This is a genomic window from Nocardia sp. (genome assembly GCF_025465275.1).
GTDB lineage: Bacteria > Actinomycetota > Actinomycetes > Mycobacteriales > Mycobacteriaceae > Nocardia.
This window is the reverse complement of sequence record NZ_JAODNK010000106.1, coordinates 1-12,921: the sequence shown is the minus strand read 5'-3', so window position 1 is coordinate 12,921 and position 12,921 is coordinate 1. Positions and strand designations below refer to the sequence as shown.

The window sequence follows — 12,921 nt, the reverse complement described above, 5'->3', positions numbered from 1 at the left end:
ATCATGCTCACCTCCGTAGAGTAACCTACCAAGCACTTGCTTTGTTAGACCCATTCCCGGACGCTCGGAGACCCCGTGACATCCCCACCGCAGACCACTCCGCTCGCGCTGCACCATGCCGCGAGCGCCTTCGGCTCAGCACCTGCCGTCTGCGACGGTGCCGTGACACTGAGCTGGGAGCAGCTGCTCGACTCGGTCCGTGAGACCGCCCGCGTGCTCCTCGCGCGCGGCGTGCAGCGTGGCGACCGGATCGGCATCTGGGCGCCCAATACCCACCACTGGGTGACCGCACTGCTGGCCACCCACTACGTGGGCGCGGTGATCGTTCCCTTGAATACGCGGTACGTGGCCGATGAGGTCGCCGAGGTGCTGAGCCGGGTCGACGCCAAGGCGCTGTTCATCACCGGCTCCTTCCTGGGCCGGGATCGGCTGGCCGAACTGCGCGCCACCGCACCGGAATTGGTGATCGACACCGTCATCTCCATTCCCGCCGAGGGCGTGGAGGCCGTCGACGCCATCGCCTGGTCCGAGCTGCCGAAGCTGGCCGAGGCGGTCACGCTCGAGGACGCCGTAGCGCGCGCGGAATCGGTGCAGCCGGACGATCTTTCGGACATTCTCTTCACCTCCGGCACCACCGGGCGCAGCAAGGGCGTGCTCATTCCGCACGGGCGGGTCCTGACCAGCGCCCGCGCCTGGGCCGACTGCGCGACCCTGAACAGCAGCGACCGCTTTCTGGTGGTGCCGCCGTTCTTCCACAGCTTCGGTTACAAGGCGGGCATTCTCACCTGCCTGGTCACCGGTGCGACCATCGTCCCGCAGGCCGTGTTCGATGTGCCGGAATCCATGCGGCTCATTCACGATGAGCGCATCACCGTGGTCACCGGGCCGCCGACCATCTTCCAATCCCTGCTCGAGCATCCGGCACGCGCCGAGGCGGATCTGTCGACGCTGCGGGTCGCCGTCACCGGCGCCGCCACCGTGCCGGTCGTGCTCATCGAAAGAATGCGCGACGAACTGCAATTCGATGTGGTGCTGACCGCCTACGGGCAGACCGAATCCGGCGGTTTCGGCACTATGTGCCGTCCGGAGGACTCGAACGAAACCATCGCCAATACCTGCGGCCGCGCTATCGCGGGCTTCGAGCTCAAGCTCGCCGACAATGGTGAACTGCTGCTGCGCAGTACGCAGATCATGATCGGCTATCTGGACGATCCGCAGGCCACCGCCGACACCATCGACCGGGACGGCTGGCTGCACACCGGCGATGTCGCGGTGATCAACGAGCACGGCTATGCGAAGATCACCGACCGGCTCAAGGACATGTACATCTCCGGCGGCTTCAATGTGTATCCCGCCGAGGTGGAACAGGCCATGGCCCGGCTCGACGGGGTCGCCGAGACCGCGGTCATCGGCGTGCCGGACGAGCGCATGGGCGAGGTCGGCAAGGTGTTCGTGGTGCGCAAGCCCGGATCCGCGCTGACCGCGGAAGAGGTGCTGGCGCATGCCAAGACGCTGCTGGCCCGGTTCAAGGTGCCGCAGTTCGTCGAATTCCGTGACCAACTGCCGTACAGCGCCGCAGGCAAGGTACTCAAGCGGCAACTACGTGAGGAGAAGGCGTGAGCGCCCACGACAGTGGAAATTCAGCGCAGCAACCGGGCCCGATTCCCGATGAGGGTGACGTCGTCCTCTACGAGAAGCGCGGAGCGATCGCGGTCGTCACGCTGAACCGGCCGGACTACCGCAATGCGCAGAACTCGGTCATGACCTACGCCCTCGACGCCGCCTTCGTGCGGGCCGTCGAGGATGCCGAGGTCAAGGTGATCGTGCTGGCCGGCGCCGGAAAGCATTTCAGCGCCGGGCACGATATCGGGACGCCGGGCCGCGACCATCACATCAAGTACGAGAACCAGGCCGCGCTGTGGTGGGACCACACCGACCGGCCGGGCGGTGACCAGCGGTTCGCACGCGAGACCGAGGTCTACCTGAATATGTGCCGTCGCTGGCGGGAGATCCCCAAGCCCACCATCGCCATGGTGCAGGGCGCCTGCATCGCCGGTGCGCTCATGCTGGCCTGGTCCTGCGACATGATCGTCGCCTCCGAGGACGCGTTCTTCTCCGATCCGGTTGTCCGCATGGGCATTCCGGGCGTCGAGTACTTCGCGCACCCGTGGGTGCTCGGGCCGCGCCGGGCCAAGGAGATCCTGTTCACCGGTGACCGCTTCACCGCCGCGCAGGCGTACGAGTGGGGCATGGTCAACCGGGTCGTCGAGCGCGACGATCTGGAGACCGAGACCTTCGCGCTGGCCGAGAAGATCTCGGCCATGCCGCAATTCGGGCTGGCGCTGGCCAAGAAGGCCGTCAATCAGTGCGAGGATCTCATGGGTATGCGCTCGGGAATGGACTCGGTCTTCGGGCTGCATCACTTCGCACATGCGCACAATGCCGAGGTCGGGGCCGATTCGCTAGGCGGGATGAACGCCAAATCCATGAAAGCCACCGCTACCACCGCGGGCGACACCCAGAAGGACGGGGCGAAGTAAGTGGACCTCGAATTCGATGCCAAGACCGAGGAATTCCGCCGCGAGGTGCGAGAGTTCCTGGCCGCCAACGTTCCTGCCACCCCCCTGCCGTCCATGGACACCAAGGAGGGGTTCGAGGCGCACCGGGAGTGGGAGACCAAGCTGGCCGACGCCCGATTGTCCTGTGTCGCATGGCCTGCCGAATACGGCGGCCGGGATGCCTCGCTGACCGAATGGGTGGTCTTCGAGGAGGAGTACTACGCCTCCGGAGCGCCGGGCCGCGTCTCGCAGAACGGCATCTTCCTGCTGGCCCCTACGCTCTTCGAGCACGGCTCGCCGGAGCAGCTGGCCCGATTCATGCCGAGAATGGCGCGCGCCGAAGACATCTGGGCGCAGGCCTGGTCGGAGCCGGAGGCCGGTAGCGATCTCGCCGGTATCCGCTCCACCGCCAAGCGCACCGAAGGCGGCTGGCTGCTCAACGGCCAGAAGACCTGGAGTTCCCGTGCGTCCTTTGCGGATTGGGGCTTCGGCCTGTTCCGCAGCGACCCGGAGGCGCAGCGGCACAAGGGGCTCACCTACCTCATGTTCCCGCTGACGTCCGAAGGCATTACGGTGCGGCCGATTCCGCAGCTGGACGGGGAGCCCGGTTTCGCGGAGATCTTCCTGGACAATGTGTTCGTGCCCGACGCCGATGTGATCGGCGAGGCGAACAATGGCTGGAAGGTCGCGATGGCGACGTCCAGCAATGAGCGCGGGCTCTCGCTGCGCTCCCCCGGCCGGTTCAATGCGACCGCCACCAAGCTCATCGACCTGTGGCAGCACGCCGCGGCCGAATCCGATACCGCGCTGCGCAATCGCGTGGTGGAGGCCTGGGTCGGCGCCGAGGCGTACCGGCTGAACACCTGGGCCACCGTCACCCGGCTCGCCGACGGCGGGCAATTGGGCGCGGAATCGTCCGTGAACAAGGTGTTCTGGTCCGACCTGGACATTTCCATGCACGAGACCGCCTTGGATCTGCACGGCGCCGCCGCCGAACAGGAGTCGGCCTGGACCGACGGCTTCCTGTTCTCGCTGGCCGGCCCGATCTACGCGGGCACCAATGAGATCCAGCGCAATATCATCGCCGAACGCCTGCTCGGGCTGCCGCGCTAGTCACCCGGAGGACGACCATGCGATTCGCATTGACCGCAGAACAACTCGATTTCGCCACCAGCCTGCGCAAGATGGGCGAGGCGGCCAAGACGCCGGGCACCGTACGGGCCTGGGGCGCAGGTGATTCCACCGCCGGACTGGCGCTGATCGGCCAGCTCGCCGAGGCGGGCGCACTCGGCCTGATCAGCTCCGAGGAGAACGGCGGCTTCGGCGCCGGGCCGGTGGAACTGATCGTGGCCTTCACCGAAATCGGCCGGGCCGCCGTGCCCGGACCGCTGGTGGAGACCGCCGCCGCGATTCCCGCACTGCTGCAGGCACTTCCGGACGCTGCTGGCGCCGCCGAGTGGCTGCCGCAGCTCGCCGAGGGAGCCAAGCTCGGCACCCTCGCCATCGCCGGCGCACCGGGATCCGCCTCTGCCCGTACGGATAACGCACCTGGTACCGGTTCCACGGCCGGGCCCAGCGCGCTGTCGGCTTCGGGCGCACCCGTCGCCCTGGATGCAGATATCACCGACCTGATCCTGGTCGCCGAGGGCGACCGGGTCTCGTTCGCTGGTGCGGGCGAGCCGGCGAAGTCCATCGACGCCGCCCGCCGCCTGTTCACCCTCGAGACCGGTGACGTGCTCGCCGAGGGTGAAGGTGTCCGCGCCGCAATCGATCTGGCCTTCGACACCGCGGCCCTGGCCGCGGCCGCCCAGCTGCTCGGCGCCGGTCGCGCCCTGCTGGACACCAGCGTCGACTATGTGAAGCAACGCCAGCAGTTCGGCAAGCCGATCGGCCAGTACCAGGCGATCAAGCACCACCTGGCGAATGTCCTGATCGACCTGGAGATGGCGCAGCCCCTGCTCTACCGCGCCGCCCTCACCCTCCAGGACGACGCCGACGCCACCACCCGCGCCCGTGATATCTCCGCGGCCAAGCTGGCCTGCGGCGAAGCCGCCTACCAGGCCGCCCGCATCGGCCTGCAGGTACACGGCGCCATCGGCTACACGGCAGAGTTCGACCTGTCCCTCTGGCTGACCAAGGTCACCGCCCTCCGTTCCGCCTGGGGCACACCGGATTTCCACCGCGCCCGCATCGCCACCGCCCTGCGGTCCGACCACCCCGGAGCAGCGGCGTGATCGCCACCGCTCAGCGGACCACCCGCACGATCCGCCGCGACCGCCCGTGCGGCGGCAGCACATCGGGCCGCCCGGTAAACACACAGCCGCCAGGCGGCGAACACCGGCCGCGAACCGGCATCGGGTATGCACCGACAGTAGTAAGTGCGTATCGCACAATCCAGACCGGTGGCGCGCTGGACGGCTCGCGCGCGCACCGCTATTCGACCCAGCCGGTCGACACGATGGGAGCGCAGGCATGAGCATTACGGCCGAGCAGCAGGAGCTCGCAACTACCGTGCGCGCGGTGCTGGCCAAGCACGGTGACAGTGCCGCCATGCGGCGCGGGCTCGACGCCGAGCGCGGATATGACGAGCAGCTGTGGAAGCTGCTGTGTGAGCAGGTCGGTGTTGCGGCCCTTGCCGTTCCGGAGGAATTCGGCGGGGTCGGGGTCGGCCTGGTCGAAGCCCTGCTGGTGGTCGAGGAACTCGGCCGCACGCTGATCGCGCCGCCCATGCTCGGCTCGGCCGTGCTGGGTGTGCAGGCGCTGCTGCTCGCCGGCAATGCCGAAGCCAATGAGCGGCTGCTGCCGGAGGTCGCCGAGGGTGTGCGCACCCTCGCCCTCTGCTGGGCCGGACCGCAGGGCTGGGATTCCTTCGGCGTCCGCAGCGATGGTGAAACCGTCTCCGGCACAGCGCATTACGTCATCGACGGCGCACACGCCGACACCCTGCTGGTGCTGACCGCCGACGGTCTGTTCGAGGTCGACGGCGCGGCGACAGGCGTGACCCGCACCATGCTGCCGACCATGGACCCGACCCGCCGCCTCACGCGGATCGAGTTCACCACGGTTCCCGCCCGCGCGCTCGGCACGGTCGACCTCGCCCGCCTGCGTGAAATCGCCTGGGCCGCAGTCACCGCCGAACAGCTCGGTGCGGCCGAGCAGTGCCTCGACATGACCGTCGAATACAGCAAGTCCCGAGTGCAGTTCGGCCGCCCCATCGGCAGCTTCCAGGCCCTGAAGCACCGCATGGCCGATATGTACGTCCTGGTCGAGTCGACCCGCTCCATCGCCTACCTCGCCATCTCCGGCCTGGCCGACGGCACCGCCGACCCCGTCGATGTGGCCTCGGCCCGCCTGCACGCCACCACCACCCTGAACTCGGTGGTCTCGGAGACGGTTCAGATGCACGGCGGCATTGCCATCACCTGGGAGCACGACGCGCACCTGTTCTTCAAGCGCGCTCACGGCGACGCCCAGCTCTTCGGCACCCCCGCCCGCCCCCTGGCTCGCCCGGCCTAGGCGGCAATACTTCGTACGAACACAGGCTGGGATCTGGGCGTAAGCCCTGGTCCCAGCTGTTGTGTGCCATCTCACCCACAAAATATCGTTAGCCTATGTAAATACATAGTTAGCTTATGCAACAATCGACTGGTGCAGCTGAAGCAGACACTCGAGCCCCTCGGACGTTCCCCCGAGGACCAGTTGGTCGACATCGTCGTCGCCGCGGCACGGCTCACCCGTCTGACCGGAGCCATCGGCGGTGACGATCTACCGCGCGCTGTTCTGCGGGCCCTTTCGACCCTCGACGAATACGGCGCGCTGCGGATCACCGAGTTCGCTCGCATCGACCGATGCTCACAGCCGGCAGCAACGGCGCTGATCGGCCGGCTGGCCGAGGCCGGGCTGGTCTCGCGGACGAAGGACCCCGACGACAGCAGAGCTGTGGTCGTCGAACTCACGTCCGCGGGCCGGGCCCGGCTGGCCGCCACCCGTGAAAGCTTCGGAAACGCTTTGGCCGCACGACTTCCCGACTCCGATCCCGGGCATCTGGCCCGGGTCCAGCGGGACCTCTACAGCTTGATCGAGGCCTTGAAGGCGACCGGGATCTGAACCCCGCGCCACCCGATCCACCCCGAAAGTAGCTGCGAATCAACAGCACTCGTAGATGAGGAACTGATTGTGAGCACCTTGTCGGACACCCGGCCCGTTGTCGACGGACCCGCCCGCACCCGTACCAAGCAACCGAAATCCGTCTGGGCCGTGGCCTTCGCCTCGGTAATCGCCTTCATGGGCATCGGTCTGGTGGATCCGATCCTGAAGCCGATCGGCGAACAACTGCACGCGTCGCCGTCCCAGGTGACACTGCTGTTCACGAGCTACATGCTGGTCACCGGCATTGCCATGCTCGTCACCGGCGTCATCTCCAGCCGCTTCGGCGCGAAGAAGACACTGCTCGCCGGTCTGGCCATCATTGTCGTATTCGCCGCGCTCGCAGGCGGTTCCGGCACCGTCAGCCAGATCGTCGGCTTCCGTGCCGGCTGGGGTCTGGGCAATGCGCTGTTCATCGCCACCGCCCTCGCCACCATTGTCGGTTCGGCCACCGGCGGTACAGCCCGCGCCATCATCCTCTATGAGGCGGCACTCGGTATCGGCATGGCGAGCGGACCGCTGGTCGGCGGCTTCCTCGGCCACTTCAGCTGGCGCGCACCGTTCTTCGGCGTTTCGGTCCTGATGGCCCTCGCCATCGTCGCCCTGGTGGTCCTGCTTCCCGAAGTCCCGAAGCCCGCCAAGCCCACGTCCATCACCGCGCCCTTCAAGGCGCTCACCTACCCCGGCCTGCTGCTGGTGAGCATTACCGCCCTGCTCTACAACTACGGCTTCTTCACCCTGCTCGCCTACACCCCGTTCCCCCTGAACATGGGCACCTACCAAATCGGCTTCATCTTCTTCGGCTGGGGCCTGCTGCTCGCCCTCTCCTCGGTTTTCCTGGCCCCGAAGCTGCAGCGCGCCTTCGGAACCGTGCGCATGATGGCCATCGCCCTGACCCTCTTCGCCGCCGATCTGGCGGTCATGGCCATCTACGCCCACCACCAGCCCGTCCTGGTCGTCGGCACCATCGTCTCGGGCTTGTTCCTCGGCATCAACAACACCCTCATCACCGAAGCCGTCATGGAATCCGCCCCCGTGGAGCGCGCCACCGCCTCCGCCGCCTACAGCTTCGTCCGGTTCGGCGGCGGCGCAGCAGCCCCCTACCTGGCCGGCAAACTCGGCGAACACCACATGGCCCTCCCCTTCTGGGTAGGCGCGGCCTGCACCGCCGCCGCGGTCGGTGTCCTGCTCTCCGGCCGAAAGCTGCTCGCCCACATGGACGATCGCGCCCCGGCCACCCACACCCCGGCCGAGGCCCAAGCCATCACCTTCGGGGAGGACTGACCGTCCGGCTGTCGTTCCACGCACACCCACTGCAATCCCCGCGAAGGCCGCCCGATATCCGGGCGGCCTTCGCGTATTCGCCGTCGTACGATCCAGCCATGAATCAGCCGATGCCGCCGCAGCAACCGTTCCCGCAGCAGCAGCCCCCGCAGGGCCAGCCCGGGCAGCTGCCCCCTCCCACGCAGCAGCCGTACGGCCAACAGCCGCAACAGCCCCAGTCTCCGCAGCAGCCGGGCCCTCAGTTCCCGATCCTGGTCTCCACCATGAACGACGTTCCCGGCCACGACATCGTCCGGGTCTTCGGCGAAGTAGCCGGCCTGACCGTCCGCAGCCGCGGCATCGGCGCGAACTTCACTGCCGGCCTGCGCTCCCTCGGCGGCGGCGAGATCCACGAATACACCCAGCTCCTCTACCAATCCCGCCACGAAGCCGTCCTGCGAATGTGCCAGCACGCCATGTCCTTCGGCGCCAACGCCGTCATCGCCATGCGCTTCGACTGCAACGAAATCGCCAACACCATGAGCGAGGTAGCCGCCTACGGAACCGCCGTCTACCTCAAACCCGCCGAGTAGACCGCCACACAGCTGTCACTACTCGTCTGCGAAGAGGTCATCGACGTTGGTGGCCGATGCTGAGCGGACCGCCCAAACCTGCAGTACCGCAGGATCGGAGCAGGAAACGATTCGGTCACGACCCGCCTGCGTCATCTGAATGCCTCGCGATTCGAGAAGCGCGAAGACCGTGTCTGCAATACCTTTGGCACGGGCCTCAGCGCGCATGCGCTGCGACGTCTCGGAGCGGAAGATGAAACGGTAGATCGATTGATCGAACTCTTGTTCGACAACAGTCGGCATCGATCCGGAATCGCCCGATTCATCGCGAGCTTCGGTGTGCCGCAGCGATATACGTCAGTGGTGCAGGACCTCGACCTCACGCACCGGGGCCTTGCTGCCGAAGCGTTTACGGAGGGGGTAGAGGGCGGCTACCGCCAGGAGGCTGATGGTGGAGGCCAGGAGTTGGTTGCGCTGGTCGGGGTTGCACGCCATGGCTATGAAGACTCCGAAGATCGCAACGATGACGAGCCAGCTGATGTAGGGGTAGCCCCACATGCGGTAGGTGAGGGCGGCGGGGTCTTCGCGGCTGAGGCGGGCTCGAAGTCGGATCTGGGAGAACATGATTGCGACGTAGACGAAGGCCAGGACCACGCCGATGGAGTTCACCAGGAAGGTGAAGACCTGGTCCGGGGAGATGTAGGAAGCGATGACCGCGCCCCAGGCCGCGACCGTGCCGAGCAGAACCGCGCGAGCGGGGACGCCGCGCTTGTTGACCTTGACCAGGGCCGAGGGGGCGTCACCGTCCCGGGTGAGGACGTAGAGCATGCGGGAGGAGACGTAGATGGCGGAATTGAGCACCGACAGCACCGCCGTCAGGATGACGACCTCCATGATGGTGCCCGCGGCGGGGACGCCCATATGGTCGAGGGCGGTGACGAACGGGCTCTTCAGCACCTGGGCGTCGTTCCACGGCAGGATGGTCACGACCAGGAAGATCGAGGCCACGTAGAACAGGCCCACGCGCCACAGCACATTGTTGGTGGCGCTGGCGACGGCCTTGCCCGGCTCCTTGGATTCGGCGGCGGCGACGGTGACGATCTCGGTGCCGCCGAAGGCGAACATGACGACCACGATCGCGGAGAAGATGCCGGTGACGCCATTGGGCGCGAAGCCGCCGAACGCGGTCAGATTGTGAAAGCCCGCGTCGGCGTCCGGCCACAGCCCGAACACCCAGGCCGCGCCGATCACCAGGAACAGCACGATCGCCACCACTTTGATGGAGGCGAACCAGAATTCGAACTCGCCGAACGATTTCACCGACACCAGATTGACCGAGGTCATGAGGATCAGCAGTCCGGCGGAGAGCACCCACTGCGGCAGATCGATCCAGCCGGACAGGATGGCCGCACCTGCGACGGCCTCCGCACCGACGAGGATGACGTAGAGGTACCAGTAGATCCAGCCGATGGTGAATCCGGCGAACGGTCCCATGGCCATGCGCGAGTACTCGGCGAGCGAGCCGGCGACCGGCCGGGCCACCACCATTTCACCGAGGGCCCGCATGACGCACAGCACCAGCAGTCCGGCAGCCGCGTAGGAGAGGATGGCGGCCGGTCCCGCGGTGCCGATCACCGAGCCGCTGCCGACGAACAGTCCCGCACCGATGGCGCCACCGATGGCGAGCATCGTCATGTGGCGGCGGCGTAGCCCGGTGCGCAGACCGTCTTGCCCGGTGCTGCTCGGTTCCGACATGTACCTGCCACCTCACGTTGTTGCTCTAATGTTGCTCGAACACCATAACGAGGCAGGTCAGGGTATAAAAATCGTCGCGGCCGAGCACTGCGGGCCGAGCGCGCACCTGCGCTGAATTCCGTTATCCGCCTGTCTCTTCCGGTGGGAGTACCGTCGGAAACATGTCCGAACCGACTACGGATCAGGTACGCGTCGAACCGTGCGCCAAGCGAGTGCGCGTCTATCTGGGCGGTCAGCTGGCCGTCGACACCATCAAATCCAAGCTGGTGTGGGAGCACCCGTACTTCCCCACCTACTACTTCCCGGCCGATGAGCTGCGGGTCAAGCTGGAACCGACCGGCGATACCCGGACCGCGAATCACCTCGGCACACCTGTCGGATTCGATGTGCTCCTCGAGGGAACCGTCGCCCCGGGCGCGGCGGTCCGCTACCTCGACGCACCGACCGCAGCACTACAGGACCTGGTGCGCCTCGAAGCGAGCGCGATGGACGAATGGTTCGAGGAGGACGAGCCGATCTACGGCCATCCCCGCGATCCGTACCACCGCATCGATATTCTCTCCAGCTCCCGGCACATCCGCGTGGAGGTCGCCGGCCAGACCGTCGCCGATTCCCGCAACCCGCGCATCCTCTTCGAAACCGGTCTCCCGGCGCGCTACTACCTGCCCCTCACCGATATCCGCATGGATCTGCTGCAACACTCGGACACCCGAAGCCTGTGCCCCTACAAGGGAAATGCCGAGTACTGGAGTGTGCGGCTCGGCGAGGACGTGCACCCGGATCTGGTCTGGATCTACCGCACCCCGACCCCCGAGAGCCAGAAAATCGCCGGCTTCGCCAGCTTCTACAACGAGAAGGTCGATATCTACGTGGACGGTGTCCTGGAAACCAAGCCGAAGACGCACTTCTCATGAGCGAGGAGCGGCCGAAACTGGCTGAGGCATTGGATCTGCTGCCGCATCCGGAAGGCGGCTGGTATCGGGAAACCTGGCGCAGCGGAGTCGAATTCGAGCCCGAGGGCTATGACGGCCCGCGCTCGAGCGCGACAGCGATCTATTTCCTGCTGCTGCCCGGTGAGGAGTCCGCGCCGCATACGGTCCGCTCGGACGAGATGTGGTTCTGGCATCGGGGCGGACCCCTGCTGTTGAACATCGGGGGTGAGGAGATCGTCCTCGGACCCGATGTCGAGCAGGGGCACCGACCCCAGGCGGTGGTCCCCGGTGGGGTGAGCCAATCCGCCCGCCCGGCAGGCGACGACTATGCCCTGGTGAGCTGTGTCGTCGCACCGGGCTTCGACTTCGCAGACTTCCGTCTGGATTAGTCGTCGATTTCGAGCAGGCCCTCGGCCACCGCGTGGTCGATGGTCTTCTCGAGGTTGGGGCAGGAGTCCGGCTTGCCGAAGATCGGCCCGGCCTCGGCCATCTTGGCGAAGACCGGGCAGTGGTCGGCCGGATTGACCGTCCACTGCACGGTTTTCTGATTGCTGCTGTGCTTGCGCACCAGCACCTCGGTACCGCAGGTCCCACACGCGATCGGTGTGAGCCCGGACTCCATGTAGTGCTCTTTGTCCAGGACCGTCTGGGCGCGCACCTGCGCCCGTCGCTCCGGACGGTCCGCGAAGTCGGGTGCTTTCGCCCAGGCGGTCATCAGACGCTCGCCTCCTGGGAAGCGGCTGCGGCCTCGTCGGCTTCGCGCTTCTTGCGCAGGTTCTCTTCGACCTCGATGCCCCAGGCCTCATTGGCCTTGGAGGTGTCGACCTCGAATTCGAAGCGCTGCGTCGACTTGGGATCGATATCGGCGACGTCCACGTAGAACTGGTCGTACCAGCGGCGCAGCTGGTAGACCGGGCCGTCCTCCTCGGTCAGCAGCGGGTTGTCGATCTTGGACTTGTGCTTCCAGATCTCGACGTCCTGCAGGAAGCCTTCGCTGACGCCCTCGGTCATCTTGACGGCGAAGCTCTGCGCCTGCTCCTCGGGAAGGCCCTTGGGCTTCTCCAGTGCCACACCCCACTGCAGCATGAACGAGTCCTGCGTGACCGGGTAGTGGCAGTTGATCAGGACCGTCTTGACCTGGAAGCCGCTGTAGACGTTCAGCAGCGGGTTGATCATGTACGACGGGCCGAAGTACGACGCCTCGGACGTGAGCAGCACATCGATGCCGGCATCGGCCGCGGCGCCGATATCGGGACGGCCCTTCGTCTCCAGGTACTGGGTGGCGATGTGTCCCTCGAGCACGTTCTTGAAGAAGGTCGGGAACGCATAGTGGATGTAGAAGAAGTGCGCCATATCCACGACGTTGTCGATGATCTCGCGGCAGTTCGCACCCTCGATGAGCAGCGAGTTCCAGGTCCAGTCGGTCCACTCGCCGGACAGTTCCTCGAGCGGGTTGCCCTCGGCGTCCTTGAACGGTCCCTCGATGTACGGGATCGTCACTTCGTCGGTGGGCTTGCTGCCCTCGTGGTCGTGCCACACGAACAGCTGACCGTTGCGCTCGAGGGTGGTCCACGCACGGGTGCGAGCCAGCGGCGGCACGCGCCGGGCATACGGAATACCGGTGCACTTGCCGTCGCCGCCCCAGCGCCAGTCGTGGAACGGGCAGGCGATGGAATCGCCCTTGACCTCGCCCAT

The 12,921-nt window shown here is 66.5% G+C and carries 14 protein-coding genes; 10 read left to right on the top strand and 4 right to left on the bottom strand.

Annotated elements, in window-relative coordinates; translation table 11 throughout:
* Nucleotides 1-75: 75 nt before the first annotated feature.
* From JWN03_RS24655 to JWN03_RS24620, 8 genes are all read left to right on the top strand, one after another.
* Nucleotides 76-1,620, top strand: coding sequence for a FadD3 family acyl-CoA ligase (locus JWN03_RS24655; RefSeq protein WP_297619571.1), 1,545 nt, complete (start codon nt 76-78; stop codon nt 1,618-1,620).
* Nucleotides 1,621-1,661: 41 nt separating this feature from the next.
* Nucleotides 1,662-2,540 carry an enoyl-CoA hydratase gene (locus JWN03_RS24650; RefSeq protein ID WP_297619577.1) on the top strand — a complete coding sequence of 293 codons (879 nt, stop codon included), beginning with the start codon at nt 1,662-1,664 and terminating at the stop codon, nt 2,538-2,540.
* A complete protein-coding gene (locus JWN03_RS24645; RefSeq protein WP_297619568.1) occupies nt 2,541-3,671 on the top strand; it encodes an acyl-CoA dehydrogenase family protein in 1,131 nt (376 codons plus the stop codon). It begins immediately after the preceding gene.
* Between the two features lie 17 nt (nt 3,672-3,688).
* Nucleotides 3,689-4,792 carry an acyl-CoA dehydrogenase family protein gene (locus JWN03_RS24640; protein ID WP_297619566.1) on the top strand — a complete coding sequence of 368 codons (1,104 nt, stop codon included), beginning with the start codon at nt 3,689-3,691 and terminating at the stop codon, nt 4,790-4,792.
* A gap of 238 nt (nt 4,793-5,030) precedes the next feature.
* Nucleotides 5,031-6,074, top strand: coding sequence for an acyl-CoA dehydrogenase family protein (locus JWN03_RS24635; RefSeq protein ID WP_297619563.1), 1,044 nt, complete (start codon nt 5,031-5,033; stop codon nt 6,072-6,074).
* 132 nt (nt 6,075-6,206) lie between these two features.
* Complete coding sequence (locus JWN03_RS24630; RefSeq protein ID WP_366914469.1) at nt 6,207-6,665, top strand: MarR family winged helix-turn-helix transcriptional regulator; 459 nt, start codon at nt 6,207-6,209, stop codon at nt 6,663-6,665.
* A 69-nt stretch (nt 6,666-6,734) separates the two neighbouring features.
* On the top strand, nt 6,735-7,988 hold the full coding sequence (locus JWN03_RS24625) for an MFS transporter (RefSeq protein ID WP_297619560.1): 1,254 nt from the start codon (nt 6,735-6,737) through the stop codon (nt 7,986-7,988).
* Between the two features lie 248 nt (nt 7,989-8,236).
* Nucleotides 8,237-8,560, top strand: coding sequence for a YbjQ family protein (locus JWN03_RS24620; protein WP_366914470.1), 324 nt, complete (start codon nt 8,237-8,239; stop codon nt 8,558-8,560).
* A gap of 18 nt (nt 8,561-8,578) precedes the next feature.
* Here JWN03_RS24620 and JWN03_RS24615 read toward each other — a convergent pair whose 3' ends face one another.
* On the bottom strand, nt 8,579-8,842 hold the full coding sequence (locus JWN03_RS24615) for a hypothetical protein (RefSeq protein WP_297619555.1): 264 nt from the start codon (nt 8,840-8,842) through the stop codon (nt 8,579-8,581).
* Nucleotides 8,843-8,896: 54 nt separating this feature from the next.
* Complete coding sequence (locus JWN03_RS24610; protein ID WP_297619552.1) at nt 8,897-10,294, bottom strand: amino acid permease; 1,398 nt, start codon at nt 10,292-10,294, stop codon at nt 8,897-8,899.
* A gap of 161 nt (nt 10,295-10,455) precedes the next feature.
* Here JWN03_RS24610 and JWN03_RS24605 point away from each other — a divergent pair, with 161 nt between their 5' ends.
* Both JWN03_RS24605 and JWN03_RS24600 read left to right on the top strand, forming a co-directional pair.
* Nucleotides 10,456-11,208 carry a DUF427 domain-containing protein gene (locus JWN03_RS24605; protein WP_297619547.1) on the top strand — a complete coding sequence of 251 codons (753 nt, stop codon included), beginning with the start codon at nt 10,456-10,458 and terminating at the stop codon, nt 11,206-11,208.
* Nucleotides 11,205-11,615, top strand: a complete 411-nt coding sequence (locus tag JWN03_RS24600; RefSeq protein ID WP_297619544.1) for a cupin domain-containing protein — start codon at nt 11,205-11,207, stop codon at nt 11,613-11,615. The genes JWN03_RS24605 and JWN03_RS24600 overlap by 4 nt, the downstream gene beginning before the upstream one ends.
* On the opposite strand, the gene JWN03_RS24595 is transcribed toward JWN03_RS24600, so the two are convergent.
* Nucleotides 11,612-11,941 (bottom strand): hypothetical protein, encoded by a 330-nt coding sequence (locus tag JWN03_RS24595; RefSeq protein ID WP_297619541.1) that lies wholly within the window; start codon nt 11,939-11,941, stop codon nt 11,612-11,614. The two genes, JWN03_RS24600 and JWN03_RS24595, sit on opposite strands and share 4 nt — an antisense overlap.
* Nucleotides 11,941-12,921 (bottom strand): Rieske 2Fe-2S domain-containing protein (locus JWN03_RS24590; protein ID WP_297619537.1); only part of this gene is annotated, 981 nt, incomplete at its 5' end. The genes JWN03_RS24595 and JWN03_RS24590, both read right to left, overlap by 1 nt.